Origin of the sequence: Nocardia kruczakiae NBRC 101016, assembly GCF_001612965.1 — a bacterium.
Taxonomy (GTDB): domain Bacteria; phylum Actinomycetota; class Actinomycetes; order Mycobacteriales; family Mycobacteriaceae; genus Nocardia; species Nocardia kruczakiae.
Genome location: NZ_BDBL01000010.1, coordinates 86,658 through 100,217, shown reverse-complemented (window position 1 = coordinate 100,217; position 13,560 = coordinate 86,658). Strand labels below are relative to the sequence as shown.

Sequence of the window (13,560 nt, the reverse complement as noted above, 5' to 3'; positions counted from 1 at the left end):
CTTCCTGGTCGTCCATCCGACACGGCGCCACCCGGAGGCCGGGCGGCGCGTTTTCAGCACGTTCGGGAGCCTTCCGCGAGCCGCACCGAACGCACGGCCGACCACGAGAGTTCCCGAGTACTACGCAGCGTAGACCAAACCGCCTCCCGCGTTGTGCCCGGGTCGCTTTCGACACACCGGCCACCGGGTGCGATGCCCGGCCGCAGCTCCGCCCCGCTCACGCGCGCGGGCGCGAAATCCCTGGCGAGCGCGACCGCCGCCCAGCGAGGCGACGAGCGGGGCCGCGGTGCGGCATACTCGGGGACTGGTTTCGAATGTTCTCCGCGTACCCGATCCGGAAACGAGGTTCTCGACGCAGTGTGTGGACTGCTGGGATTTCTGACCGCCGATGTGGCCACCGACTCCGTCGTACAGCAGGTGTACGACGCCTTGCAGTGCGGGCGCCATCGCGGCCCGGACGAGCGCGGCACCTGGCACGACGTACACATCATCCTGGGCTTCAACCGTCTGTCGATCATCGACATCGAGCATTCGCATCAGCCGCTGCGCTGGGGTCCGCCGGAGAATACCGAGCGTTATGCGCTGGCGTTCAACGGTGAGATCTACAACTACCTGGAGTTGCGCGCGCAGCTGAGCGAGGAGTTCGGCGCGCGGTTCGCCACCGAGGGTGATGGTGAGGCGATCGTCGCCGCCTATCACCACTGGGGCACCGCGGCATTCTCCAAGCTGCGCGGCATGTTCGCCTTCGCCATCTGGGACACCGACACCCAGGAGCTGGTGCTGGCCCGCGACCCGTTCGGCATCAAACCGCTGTTCCTGGCCACCGGCCCGGGCGGCACCGCCTATGCCAGCGAGAAGAAGAGCCTGCTGGAACTGCTGCCGGCGCTGAATCTCTCCGACGCGTTGGATCCGCGCGCGCTCGAGCACTACACGGTGCTGCAGTACGTGCCGGAGCCGGAATCGCTGCACGCGAACATCCGCCGCCTGGAATCCGGCTGCTACGCCACCCTGCGCCCCGGCGCCGCGCCGGAAGTCACCCGTTACTTCGAGCCGAACTTCCGGGTTCGCCCGTTCGCGGCCGGCTCGGAGGAGGCCCGCTACCGCGAGATCGCGGCGGTGCTCGAGGATTCGGTCGCCAAGCACATGCGCGCCGACGTCACCGTCGGCGCCTTCCTGTCCGGCGGCATCGATTCCACCGCCATCGCGGCGCTGGCGATCCGGCACAACCCGAATCTGCTCACCTTCACCTCGGCGTTCGAGCGGGAGGGGTATTCGGAGGCCGATGTGGCGGCCGAGACCGCGGAAGCGATCGGCGCGAAGCATTTCATCCGCACCGTCAGCCCCGAGGAGTTCGCGGGCGCGATCCCCGAGATCGTCTGGTATCTCGACGATCCGGTGGCCGATCCGGCGCTGGTGCCGCTGTATTTCGTGGCCCAGGAGGCCCGCAAGCACGTCAAGGTGGTGCTGTCCGGCGAGGGTTCCGACGAGCTGTTCGGCGGCTACACGATCTACCGGGAACCGTTGTCGCTCAAGCCTTTCGAGTATCTGCCGAAGGGCCTGCGGCGGCTGGCCGGCAAGCTCTCGGACCGGATTCCGGACGGGACGCGCGGCAAGAGCCTGCTGCACCGCGGTTCGCTGCCACTGGAGCAGCGCTACTACGGCAACGCCCGCAGCTTCAACGACGCCCAGTTGCGTTCGGTGCTGCGCGAATTCCGCCCGGAGTGGACGCATCAGGATGTGACGGCCCCGATCTACGCGCGCTCACGCGGCTGGGATCCGGTGGCGCGCATGCAGCATCTGGACCTGTTCACCTGGTTGCGCGGTGACATCCTGGTCAAGGCCGACAAGATGACCATGGCCAATTCGCTGGAGTTGCGGGTGCCGTTCCTGGACCCCGAGGTGTTCGCGGTCGCCGAGCAGATCCCGTATCAGCAGAAGATCACCAAGGAGACCACCAAGTACGCGCTGCGCCGCGCGCTCGAGACGATCGTCCCGGCGCATGTGCTGCACCGCCCGAAACTGGGCTTTCCGGTGCCGCTGCGGCACTGGCTGCGCGGACCGGAACTCTACGACTGGGCCGCCACCCAGATCGCGGAATCGCAGACCGACCATCTGCTGGACAAGTCCGCGATCAAGGCCATGCTCGAGGCGCACCGCGCCGGCAACGGCGACCACAGCCGTCGCCTGTGGACGCTGCTGGTGTTCATGATCTGGCACGGCATCTTCGTCGAGGACCGCATCAAGCCCGATATCCAGGAGCCGACCTACCCCGTGCGGCTCTAGCCGGCGGATACCAGCGACGCGGGCGTCGTACCGCGGCCGATCACGGCCGGCGGTGCGGCGCCCGTCCCGTGTGCAGCGATCCCCTTCGCACGCCACTCGTAGTCACGTCATCTTTTCGTCGCTCTTGAACGTGCCGTTAAATAGCGGTACATTAAGTGGCGTCAAGCTAGTCGAGCGGCCCGATCGGGCCGCGGACGGATACGACCGAGACGCGTACCGAAGGAATTCCGATGGTTCGAAACGACCTGTCCTCGAAGCTCCGCACCCGCATGTCACGCACCGTGATCACGGTCGCCATCGCGGCGGCACCGATCGTGGCGGCCGCCGCCCCCGCTCTCGCCGAGCCGGCGGCGGCCCCGGCCCAGTCCCAAGCCCAGGAAATCCACGGCTGGGGCCACCATGGCTGGGGCCATCACGGCGGCTGGGGAATGCCGGGCTGGGGCCTGCCGCGCGGAGGCTACGGCGGCTTCTATCCCGGATGGAACAGCCCGTGGTCGGGTGGATACGGGTACGGGTACGGCTACGGTTACTCGCCGTTCTCGACCGGCAGCGCCTCCTGACCCGATATCCCATCGGCTCGATCGCAACCGGCATGCGGCCTAACCTCGTAGCTATGTGCCGAAATATCACCGCCCTGCGCGGGCTCGAACCGGAAGCCACGGCCGAGGAGATCGAGGCGGCCGCGCTGCAGTACGTCCGCAAGGTGGGTGGTCTGAGCAGTATCTCCGCGGCCACCCGCCCCGCGGTCGACGAGGCCGTCGCCGAGATCGCCGCGGCCACCACCCGCCTGCTGGCGGCTCTGCCCGACCGCAAGGTGCCGCCGAAGTCGGTTCCGCCGCTGCGGCGGCCGGAGGTGCAAGCGCGCATCGCCGCCCGCGCCTGAGCCCGGAGCGGACCTAACCTTTCGCCACCACCCGGACCGTCGACAGGGTGGGGTCGGTGGCATCGGGAAGTCGCATGCCGGCGGCGAGACCGCTGCGCAGATAGTCGAGCACCGCCGCGTCGGCCCGACGGGAGACCGGATCGCCGAGGCGACGCACGGTTCACGTCGCCTCGCCACGGCACAGCAGCGTCCTGGAGCCGTCGTCCCGGCTCGTGATTCACCCGGAGTTCGCCGTGGCGTGGGGCTTTCTGAACCCGCGCACGGTTGGCTGGAGGTATGGACGAGCGGGATGCGTCGGAGCCGGTAGCGGAGCAGGCGGGTAGCGCCGGGGCGGCGGCCGGTCCTGGTTCGACGCCGGGCACCGGTACCCACGGAGATGTCACCGCCGGGCCGCAAGCCGCTGCTCGTGTAGGTGGACCGGAGGGAGGCGGCACTCGCCCCGACCGATCGCGCGGGGTGAGCCGGCGATGGCTGTTCGGCGCGTCGGGAGCGGCGGCGATCGCGGGGCTGGCCGTGGGTGCGGGGGCGACGGCGGCATTGCACGGCGACGGTTCCTCGACCGGCAGCGGCGGGCGATTCTGGCCGGTGTCACCGGAATTGGCGACGGGTCCGGCCCGGATCGCCGCGCCGCCGGTGACGGGTTTGCACCTGCAGTTCGGTGCCGACGCCGCGCGCGAGGCCGTGGTGAGCTGGCAGAGTTCGGCATCGGTGCGCAATCCGGTGGTGCGATTCGGCACGGCCACAACCGGATTCGGCGCGACCGCGCAAGCCCAGACCCGGGTCTACCGGGACGCCGCCTCGGGCACCGAGGTATACGCCCATCACGCGGTCCTGACCGGGCTCACCCCGGACACCGATTACATCTACGCCGCCGGCCACGACGGTGCCACACCGGAATTGGGCACCCATCGCACCGCGCCGACCGGCCGGGCCGCGTTCCGCTTCATCAGCTTCGGTGATCAGGGCACTCCGACGCTCGGCAAGCTGGACAACGGCCGCTACGTCAACGACAACCTCGGCTCCCCCGTCGCCGGTGACGTCACCGCCGGGATCGAACATCTGGCCCCGCTGTTCAATCTCGTCAACGGCGATCTGTGCTACGCCAATCTCGCCACCGACCGGATCCGCACCTGGAACGACTGGTGGGCCAATAATTCTCGGTCCGCCCGGCACCGCCCGTGGATGCCGGCGCCCGGGAATCACGAGAACGAGCGCGGCAACGGCCCGATCGGTTACGAGGCGTTCCAGACGTATTTCACCGTGCCCGACAGCGGCGCCGAGGACCTCGCGCGCGGGCTCTGGTACGCCTTCACGGTCGGCTCGGTACGGGTGATCGCGGTGGCCAACGACGACATCTGCCTGCAGGACGGCGGCAACTCCTACGTGCACGGCTACTCGGGCGGCGCCCAGAAACGTTGGCTGAGCAAGGAATTGGCGGCCGCCCGGGCGGACCGCGCGATCGACTGGATCGTCGTGTTCATGCACCAGACCGCGATATCCTCCGCCGACAAGGCCAACGGCGCCGATCTGGGGATCCGCCAGGAATGGTTACCGCTGTTCGACCGCTACCAGGTCGACCTGGTGCTGTGCGGCCACGAACACCACTACGAGCGTTCCCATCCCGTGCGCGGCGTCCTCGGCAGCGACACCCTCACACCGAAACCGGTTCCGGAGGCGGTCACGCCGGCCACTGCGACCGCGCCCGAAATCATCGACACCTCCCGGGGCACAGTGCATCTCGTGATCGGCGGCGGTGGTACCTCCGTCCCCTCGAACGGGCTGTTCTTCCCCGGACAGCAGTGCCGGGTGATCACCGGTGTCGGCGCCGTCGACCCCGCCACGGGCAAGAAGGCGCCGATATACGTGATGGAGCAGGCGCCCTGGTCTGCCTTCAAGGACCCCGAACATCCTTACGGGTTCTGCGCTTTCGATGTCGATCCCGGTGCTCCCGGCGGCCACACCACCATCACCGCCACCTACTACGCCGTGACCGACACGCTGAAGCCGGTGGACAGTTTCATTCTCACGCGGCCGCGTTCGGACCACTGACCCGCCCGAGGTCATCGGCACCTGCACCGACGTGAACGGCTCGGCCCACATCCACTGCCGGCCACCTGTCCCGCCCGCACATCCCCGACCGCACCCGTCACGCCGCGCACAACACCGTCGATCATCGGCCCGGCTCTGAGCACCGTAGGCAGCGAGACGACCCCGCCACCGGCGCCCCGTACGCGTCCCGCGGTATCGCGGCGATCGCGTCGCCCTCGGCTACGAGTGCCGCCCGTCACCGTGAATCGTCCATGCGCGCAACCGATCCGCCGCGTCACGACGACGCATCGCTCACGATCTCCGGTAACCGATCCGCACCCCAGCTGCGGTGGATGTATCCGACGACCCGGTCCAGTTCCGTGCGCTCCACCGCAGCCGGTTCACCGCGTTCGAGCGGATCGAAATGGAAGATGTAGAGCCGCGACGCGAACTGTTCGAACGGCAGCGATCCCTCCCCGAACCGTTCGCCGTGTCCGGCGGTGCCGACGACCACGCCGTCGCCCCAGTCCTGTCCGCTGTCGTTGTTCGGGTTGTAGAAGTAGACCCGCATGGTGTCCTGCGGATCGAGGCTGACCCGCAGGACGGTGATCGCGTGCCAGCCGACGAACCGGGCGGCGCTGTCGGTGACCGCGATGCCGGCCGGCTGCGGGTGGATCAGCGGCTGATTGCCGTTGTAGAAGGGGTGGTAGCTGGCGTAGAAGTGCCGCAGGAATTCGTCGACGTCGATCAGCCGCCCGGTCTCCACATCGACGTTGATGCGGAATCCGCGCCCGGACCACCAGCCGTGGAATTCGGGGTTGATCCACCGATGCGGATCGCCCTCGCGACCGACGCAGCGCCGCCCCATCTCCGCGTAGATCCGGTCGAGATGGGGCACGACCAGCAGCGATACCGGGTCCAGATCCATCGGCAGGGTGGTCGCCACCCCGGCCCCGGCCTCCAGCGAGGAAATCGGCTGTCCCTCGAAATGCATGACGATCTCGTCGTCGCGTGCCGCCCATGCCACGGTCTGCAACAGGTAGTCGGGATCGTTGTAGGCCCACATCGACAGGGCGCGCGCCGACTGGCAGGTCGGATTGTCACCCTGCCCCACGCCCAGCGGCAGGCCCAGGATCGACAGCATCCCGGACAGCAGCCGCGCCCGCGCGTCCGGCACCGGCCCGAACACCTCGTGCAGCCGTTCCCGGGAGCGCGACGACACCGGCAGCGCGAGTTGCCGCCACAGCGCGGGCGCGACCGGCGGTTGATACAGAATCCCCCGCTCCAGCAGCAGCGCGAGCCCGTAGATGCCCTGCGCGGTCTCGACGTGCACGGCCTCCTCGATCAGGTTGCGCACGAGTTCGTGGTAGCACAGCAGGCTGTCGCGCCCGGTGCTCGACAATCCCAGCGCCTCACCGAGCAGATATTCCCCTTTGGTCAGCAGGAACCGCAGCAGCACCGCGTGATACGGCGACACCAGCCCGGTATCGTGCATCGAGCGCGCGAAACCCGTTGCCTCGTACTGCAATGCGCTGTCGTCCATACTTTCCAGGCGCGTGCGGTAGACCTCCACACCCGGATCCTCCCGGCACGCGTCGGTGGTGCCGTAGAGGCTGCTGATCAGCCGGTCCGCGCCCAGCCCGCTGGCGCCGAGATCGATATCGGGATTGCTGCGGGCGACAGCGATCTGCGTGATCATCCGCTTCACCTGCTCGACCTGGATGGGACGCTGGCGCAGAATCCGCCAGATCTCGTCGACCAGATGCTCGAGCACCTTCTCGTAGCCGATTTCCTCCACCAGGTGATGCAGCAGCTCCCGCGAGACCCGCGCCATCCGGCCCTGCTGTTCGCGTTCGGCCTCGCTCGGCGGAGTGAACAGCAGGCTCAGATTGACCGCCAGCACCTGCGACAGATGCCCCAGCGCCTGGTCCGCACTCACCGACGGATGCGGGTAATCGCCTTTGGCCACAGCCAGCAATCGCAGATCGCTCACCGTCTCCAGCACCATCGTGTCGGCGTTGGCACTGCGCAGCGAACCCACACTCAATGCGGGAATCAGGATCTCCGGATGCGCCCAGTCGGTGCCGAGGAACAACCCGGCCGCCTCGAGCCCGCTCGCCCGGGCCCGCACCGCCGCGCAGCCGCCGGGCAGCAGCAGCACCCGCCGCAGCGCGCCCAGAACCCTGGACAGCTTGACCTGCTTACCGAAATCGCTGGTGGCGCCGAGAATTCGGGTGGCGTCGTCCAGCATGGCGAGACGTCTGTCCAGAGTGTCGTCGTCGCTGCCGAGTGGACTCAATCAGGATCCTCCCGTGATCCATTCCTGCGAGAAGGAGTCATACGTAGAAGTCGAGTTCTTCCTGTCGCTTCAGCAGGTCCCGCAGAGCGTACGGGTCTTCGCCGAAGAAGTACAGCAGACCCCAGTGATTGCCGAATGCGGTTCGCTTGGTGACCTTTTCCGCCAGCGGGGCGGTGAGTTCGTGGGTTTCGAAATATTCGTGATCCTCCGTCTCCTCCGGGATCGACAACCGGCTGACCACTCGCCGTCGCGGATAGACGCCGAACGAACCGGCGTGCCCTTTCGCATCCACCACCTCGCGGGGGAAGAACGCCTCGATCTCCTCCTCGGTGGTCTTCGGATCGAAGGCGAGTACCAGCGCGTGATAGGCGTTGAAACCGTATGCGCGCTCCAGCAATTCGAATACCTTGAAACCGGGCGGGCGATAGGCGACCTCGCCGAAATACATCTCGCCGTCGCTGGTGACGAAGTATTCCGGGTGCACGAACCCGAATTCGATATCGAAGGTTTTGATCAGCTTTTCCACCTGGCGGGTGATCTCCGGACGATACTTCTCCAGTTCCGGCGTGGCGGGGACGAAGACGGAGTAGCCGAGCCGCACATATTCGGAGATGTTGAGGAATCGGATCTTGCCGTCGTGGATCCACGCCTCGACCGCGAATTCCCAACCGTCCAAATGGGATTCCATCAGCACCGGGAACTCGTCGTCGGGGATCGCGTCGATCTCGTCGGGGGTGCGGATCACGCGGTGCCCGAGGCAGCCGGCCTTGTCGAATGCCTTGATGTGGATCGGATCGTTCGGATCGCCGTCGAGTTTCAGCAGGGTCTGGTTGACGCGCTTGAGGAACCGGATGACGTCGTCACGCTCGTGCGCCTCCTCGAAGATGCCCACTCGGATACCGCCCAGCTGCGCGCGCCGTTTCATCAGCGATTTGTCGCGCAGCAGCATGGCCTGGCCGAGCAGCCGAGGATTGTCCAACAGCACCGAATTGATCGCGCCCGCCCATTCCACGGTCTCCTCGAAGATCGGGATGGCGACGTCGACGCCCATCTCCTTCAGGGTTTCCGCGATTTCCACGGACCGGTCGTTGAGTCGTTCGAAATTCCAGCAAAGATAGGGGATGTCGTGTTCGGTGCAGTACTCCTCTGCCCACTCCGGAGCTACCACGACATAGCGCCGATCGAATCGGTCCACCGCTTCGACCGCGTTCAGACTCCAACCCAGCAGGGCGACATAGCCTTTGTCCGGGTTCCTGCTCTTCGATTCACGGGATGACATCGACAAACCTGCTCCCCTCTTCGACCTCGGTGCACGTTCGTCGATTGCGAGGTCGTCTTGTCGCGCGGTGGTCCTGCGCTCGACACCGGGGCTGCGAATTCGGCGGGCTCCGGCATCGCCGCGCGTGCGCTCGGCATCGTCGGCGGGCGGCAACAACGGCGATCCGCTCTATCACCGTCATTGCCCACGGATACCCCGGTGCCTCATTCCCAAACAGAGGCAATGCGGTTGCGATATTGACGCACAACCGTTTTCGCTGGTCATCGTTCTCCGGTGCGGAGAAGACCGCACGTCGATCGAGAACTCGACGGCGCGTCAGGACAATGACAGCACCGCGGCGGTGACCGCGACCGTCACCTCCACGGCGGCACCGAGCACATCACCGTTCAGCCCGCCGAAACGCCGCACACAATGCCACACCAGCACCGCCACAGCGGCCAGCGCCCCGGCGACCGCGACCGGCCCGAGCCAATACGCGGGCGCGGCGACAACGCCGGCCACGATCGCGACGAGAGTCCAGACCGCCGAGGTCACCACCGACTGTGTGCGCGCCACCAACGCACCGAAACCGGCGCCGGGAGCAGGCGCATACCCACGGCAGGCGAGGACGACCGCGACCCGTCCGACGGCCACCGCCAGCCCCACCGCGAACCAGCGCCCGTGCTCGGCCAAGGCGGCGAACGACAGCGCCTGAATCCCGATGGCGAAGATCAACGCCGCCACCCCGAAGGGCCCGGCCCCGCCGCTCTTCATGATCTGCCGGGCCCGTTCCGGCGGCCCGTAACTGCCGAGCCCGTCCGCGGTGTCGGCCAGCCCGTCCAGATGCATGCCGCGGGTGGCCAACCCCAGCGCGCCGACGGTGATCAGACCGGCGAGCGCGAAATCCATGCCTACCCAGGACACCACCCACAGCAACGCGGCGGCGCCCGCGCCGAGCACCGCCCCGACCACCGGCGCGGCCGCAATCGCCCCCGCCGCCGACTTCCGGTCGACCAATTCGGGCCCACGCACCGGCAGCACCGTCAACCACGAGACCGCCAGACGGGCGGCGGCGATCATCGCACCACCCGCCTCGCTCAGGACACGACTTCCGGTGCGGCCGAATCGGATTCGGCGGTGCTCACCCCGGCCTCACCGAAGGTCGACATCTCCGACAGCGCGGCGATGGCCGCGCGCAGCAGTGGCAGCGCGCTCACCGCACCGGAGCCTTCACCGAGCCGCATGTTCAGCTCGACCAGCGGTTCCAGGTCGAGCTTGGCCAGGGCGAGCGGGTGCGCCGGTTCCGTGGACCGATGCCCGGCCACCCACCAGCGCTTCGCACCGGGGGCGAGCATCTCGGCGATGAGCGCGGCGGCGGTGACCACCACCCCGTCGAGAATCACCGGCGTGCGCCGGGCGGCGGCCTGAGCGAGATAGCCCGCGGTGGCGGCAAAATCCGCGCCACCGGCGATCCGCAGCAGCGCGAACGGGTCCTGACGGTGCGGACGCGCGCGCCACATGGCGTCGCGGATCGCGGAGGCCTTACGCATCCATCCGGCATCGTCGACGCCGGTGCCCCGGCCGATCGCCACCACCGGTTCGGTATCGGTGAGGGTGGCGATGAGAACCGTTGCCGGCGTGGTGTTTCCGATGCCCATATCGCCGGCGATCAGCAGGTCGGCTCCACTGTCGATCTCCTCGTCGGCGATCGCGCGGCCCGCGGCCAGCGCGGCGTACAGTTCGGCTTCGGTGAGGGCGTCCTCGCGGTCGATGGCGCCGCTGGAGCGGCGAATCTTGTGCGTGGACACCGACGGATCGGTGTCGGCGTCCACCGCGATGTCGACCACGCGCACGGTCGCATCGGCCAGCCGTGCCAGCGCGTTCACCGCCGCCCCACCGGCCAGGAAGTTGGCGACCATCTGCGCGGTCACCTCACTCGGATACGCCGACACCCCGTGTCGCGCCACGCCGTGATCTCCGGCGAACACCACGACCCGGGCCTGCCGGAACTGATGCGGCGGGCACTCCCCCTGGCACGCCGCGACCCAATTCCCCAGAGTCTCGAGCCGACCCAGCGCTCCCGCCGGTTTGGTCAACTGCAACTGCCGCTGCTCGGCCTCGGCTCGTACGCGCGCATCGGGCGCGGCGACCGGCCCGAATGCCGGTGTGGTGCCGCCGAATTCGGCGAGGCCGCGCGGAGTCGACGCTGCCGCCGAGCCGACGGCAGCAGCTCCGGCCCCAGCGATTTCGCCACCCGCCGCGGCCCCCGCGTCCGCGGCACCGGGGCTGGGGTGGGTCCCCGCGCCCACGTGCGCCGCGTCACTCGGGCCGGTCGACGCAGCGGCGCCGTCCGCATCACGGTCGGCGGCGAAAGCTTTTTCTGCCGCAGCGGAGTCGGCGAAACCGGAACCGTGGAACGGATGCTCGCCGCCCGCAGGATCAGCGCTTCCCGAAGACGAGAATCGCTCCGCCGCAACATCTCCCAGTCCGGCTGCCCCGGCCGCCGCGGAGGCGGCCGCCACCCTGCCGCTTCCGGTGGAAGCACTCGCGGCCCCCGCGCCCTTCAGCACGACCGGCACTCCGGCGACGACCAGCACCACCTCGTCGCATACCGCCGCGAGCCGCTGATTCAGCGTCCCGATCTCGTCCTGGAACAGTCGTCCCGAGGCGGTCGCCGGAACCACACCCAGCCCGACCTCCGGGCTCACGATCAGCAAGCGGTCCGCGTATCCGGTCACCGCCGCGACCAGGGCGTCGATATCGGGGCCGACGGTTCCGCGCGGCGATTCCCAGGCCGCGCGCGCGTCGATGCGGGCGGTCAGCCAGGTGCCGAGGTCGTCGATCAGCGTCACCGGCGCCGGATCACCGAGCACGGTGATCGGATCGCCCTCCACCACATGCCAGGTGCCGGGGCGCCGGACGCGATGGGCGGCAATACGATCGGCGAAGTCCGCGTCGGCGGGATCGGGAACCGCGGTCGCCACGTAGCGCACCGGTCCGCTGCGGCCGGCCACCTCCTCGGCATAGGCGGATTTCCCCGAGCGCGCCCCACCGAGCACCAGCGTCCGCAGCCCTCGGCCGCCCGCAGCATCGTTCACCACGTCAGCACGGTACCAATCGGCCCGCACCCCGGACGCCGCCCACCCGAGGCCCCGCCGGTGCGAGCCCACGGCCCCCGCGACGGGCCGAGTTCCATCCGTCCACCGCGGCGATTCAGCAGACGCGCGGCGGCACCCGACCGAGGCCCACGGCAATCGTCCCGCCCGTCGGCCGGGCCGGCCGCACCTGCGGCTCGGCCGGGCATGGGGTGCTCGGCCGGACATGGGTCCTCGCCCGACATGAAGACTCGACAGAACACGCGGCCCCGGGCGAAATCCGGGCTCGGCCGCGAGTACAACGATCGTGCCGCGCGGGTTCCCGGACTCAGACCGCGTCGCCGGGGGAAACCCGTGGCTTCGGCGCGCGCATACGGCGGATCTGGGAGGCGCGGACGAAGGCGTACCAGCCCAGCGACCAGCTCGAGGTGGTGTCGTCGGGATAGCGCTCGTGCACCCGCTTGTTGATGAGGCGGCCGATCACGAAGCCCTCCGCGACCATGAACAGCATCATCACGATCATCGCGAGGGTGACGTAGGCCTGCACCTGCGGCGTGAGGAACATGGTCAGGATCAGCACCAGCGCCAGCGGCATGAACAGTCCGACCAGGTTGCGCCGGGCGTCGACCAGGTCGCGGACGTAGGCGCGGACCGGGCCGCGGTCGCGCGGCAGCAGATATTTGTCCTCACCGGCGAGCATCCGGGCGCGGCGATCCGCGGCCGCGGCCCGGCGTTCGGCCGAGGCGACCTTGCGTTCCTCGCGGTTGCCGCGCGTGGCCTTGCGCCGGGCGCGGGCCTCCTTGGCGGTCAGCGGCGCGGGCGCAACCGGCCCGCGACGTCGGCCCTGGACATCGCGACGTCTGGGCGTCGGCCGGCCCTTGCCGGCGGTCGGTGCGGGCCGCTGCGCTGCCGTGGCCGTGTCGTCGTCGGTCGCGGCCGACGTGTCGTCGACGCGGTCGTCGGTGGTGCTGGCATCGCCACGGCGCAGGAACTTCACGCCGACCAGGCTATTGGATGGCATACCGGCCTGGAAACACGGAGTCCGCGCAGCCTGTGTGATCGGTCATACCGCCCATACCGGCAAACCGGCTCCGACCGGGCGGTCTGCACCCGCGACACGCCTCGCGGGTGTGGCGATTCGCACGTCCGACCGCCGACAACCCGGCAATTCCGGGGCCGACGGGCCCACCCTGGCGCGCGCAGTGGCAAGATTGGAATAGCCACCCGCGACGTGGCGTTGACAGCTACCGAGCCGTGCGCTGTTCACGGAAACAACGTTCACGGGTAACGAGGGTCTGCGAGGAGACTTCATGACTGTGCAGAACGAGACCACCACCCACGGTGTGATCCTGACCGACGCCGCCGCGTCCAAGGCGAAGGCGCTGCTGGACCAGGAGGGCCGCGACGATCTGGCGCTGCGCATCGCGGTGCAGCCGGGCGGTTGCGCGGGTCTGCGGTACCAGCTGTTCTTCGACGATCGCACCCTCGACGGTGACCTGACCGCCGAGTTCGGCGGGGTCAAGCTCGCCGTCGACCGGATGAGCGCCCCCTACGTCCAGGGTGCGTCCATCGACTTCGTCGACACCATCGAGAAGCAGGGCTTCACGATCGACAACCCGAACGCCACCGGCTCCTGCGCCTGCGGCGACAGCTTCAACTGACGATCTGCACCCGGCGCGGAATCTCTGCGGAGGTTCCGCGCCGTGTCGTGCAC

General features: G+C 68.7%; 11 protein-coding genes. 5 read left to right on the top strand and 6 right to left on the bottom strand.

Annotated features, from left to right (window positions below; genetic code table 11):
- Nucleotides 1-357: 357 nt before the first annotated feature.
- From asnB to NK1_RS09545, 3 genes are all read left to right on the top strand, one after another.
- Nucleotides 358-2,283, top strand: a complete 1,926-nt coding sequence (gene asnB, locus NK1_RS09555) for an asparagine synthase (glutamine-hydrolyzing) (RefSeq protein WP_063008233.1) — start codon at nt 358-360, stop codon at nt 2,281-2,283.
- 230 nt (nt 2,284-2,513) lie between these two features.
- On the top strand, nt 2,514-2,843 hold the full coding sequence (locus NK1_RS09550) for a hypothetical protein (RefSeq protein WP_063008186.1): 330 nt from the start codon (nt 2,514-2,516) through the stop codon (nt 2,841-2,843).
- Between the two features lie 53 nt (nt 2,844-2,896).
- The gene (locus NK1_RS09545) at nt 2,897-3,166 is read left to right on the top strand and encodes a DUF2277 family protein (protein ID WP_039777254.1); all 270 of its coding nucleotides are present in this window, start codon (nt 2,897-2,899) and stop codon (nt 3,164-3,166) included.
- A gap of 13 nt (nt 3,167-3,179) precedes the next feature.
- On the opposite strand, the gene NK1_RS34365 is transcribed toward NK1_RS09545, so the two are convergent.
- On the bottom strand, nt 3,180-3,323 hold the full coding sequence (locus NK1_RS34365; RefSeq protein WP_157104177.1) for a hypothetical protein: 144 nt from the start codon (nt 3,321-3,323) through the stop codon (nt 3,180-3,182).
- 299 nt (nt 3,324-3,622) lie between these two features.
- Between NK1_RS34365 and NK1_RS09540 the strand changes: the two genes are divergently transcribed.
- Nucleotides 3,623-5,215, top strand: a complete 1,593-nt coding sequence (locus NK1_RS09540; RefSeq protein ID WP_063008185.1) for a purple acid phosphatase family protein — start codon at nt 3,623-3,625, stop codon at nt 5,213-5,215.
- A 274-nt stretch (nt 5,216-5,489) separates the two neighbouring features.
- Here NK1_RS09540 and NK1_RS09535 read toward each other — a convergent pair whose 3' ends face one another.
- The 5 genes from NK1_RS09535 to NK1_RS09515 form a co-directional block, all read right to left on the bottom strand.
- Nucleotides 5,490-7,445 carry a hypothetical protein gene (locus tag NK1_RS09535; RefSeq protein ID WP_063008184.1) on the bottom strand — a complete coding sequence of 652 codons (1,956 nt, stop codon included), beginning with the start codon at nt 7,443-7,445 and terminating at the stop codon, nt 5,490-5,492.
- Nucleotides 7,446-7,530: 85 nt separating this feature from the next.
- Nucleotides 7,531-8,772, bottom strand: a complete 1,242-nt coding sequence (locus NK1_RS09530) for an ATP-grasp domain-containing protein (protein ID WP_063008183.1) — start codon at nt 8,770-8,772, stop codon at nt 7,531-7,533.
- A gap of 315 nt (nt 8,773-9,087) precedes the next feature.
- The gene (locus NK1_RS09525) at nt 9,088-9,828 is read right to left on the bottom strand and encodes an adenosylcobinamide-GDP ribazoletransferase (RefSeq protein WP_439955935.1); all 741 of its coding nucleotides are present in this window, start codon (nt 9,826-9,828) and stop codon (nt 9,088-9,090) included.
- A gap of 20 nt (nt 9,829-9,848) precedes the next feature.
- Complete coding sequence (gene cobT / locus NK1_RS09520) at nt 9,849-11,852, bottom strand: nicotinate-nucleotide--dimethylbenzimidazole phosphoribosyltransferase (protein WP_063905949.1); 2,004 nt, start codon at nt 11,850-11,852, stop codon at nt 9,849-9,851.
- A gap of 322 nt (nt 11,853-12,174) precedes the next feature.
- Nucleotides 12,175-12,843 (bottom strand): DUF3043 domain-containing protein, encoded by a 669-nt coding sequence (locus NK1_RS09515; RefSeq protein ID WP_063008181.1) that lies wholly within the window; start codon nt 12,841-12,843, stop codon nt 12,175-12,177.
- Nucleotides 12,844-13,156: 313 nt separating this feature from the next.
- Between NK1_RS09515 and NK1_RS09510 the strand changes: the two genes are divergently transcribed.
- Nucleotides 13,157-13,507 (top strand): HesB/IscA family protein, encoded by a 351-nt coding sequence (locus NK1_RS09510; protein ID WP_036500157.1) that lies wholly within the window; start codon nt 13,157-13,159, stop codon nt 13,505-13,507.
- Nucleotides 13,508-13,560 lie beyond the last annotated feature (53 nt).

What these genes read in the sequence shown, in the direction of transcription:
- NK1_RS09530 (WP_063008183.1), bottom strand. Translation starts at nt 8,772, where the DNA reads ATGTCATCCCGTGAATCGAAGAGCAGGAACCCGGACAAAGGCTATGTC.
- NK1_RS09535 (WP_063008184.1), bottom strand. Translation starts at nt 7,445, where the DNA reads ATGCTGGACGACGCCACCCGAATTCTCGGCGCCACCAGCGATTTCGGT.
- NK1_RS09550 (WP_063008186.1), top strand. Translation starts at nt 2,514, where the DNA reads ATGGTTCGAAACGACCTGTCCTCGAAGCTCCGCACCCGCATGTCACGC.
- NK1_RS09545 (WP_039777254.1), top strand. Translation starts at nt 2,897, where the DNA reads ATGTGCCGAAATATCACCGCCCTGCGCGGGCTCGAACCGGAAGCCACG.
- NK1_RS09510 (WP_036500157.1), top strand. Translation starts at nt 13,157, where the DNA reads ATGACTGTGCAGAACGAGACCACCACCCACGGTGTGATCCTGACCGAC.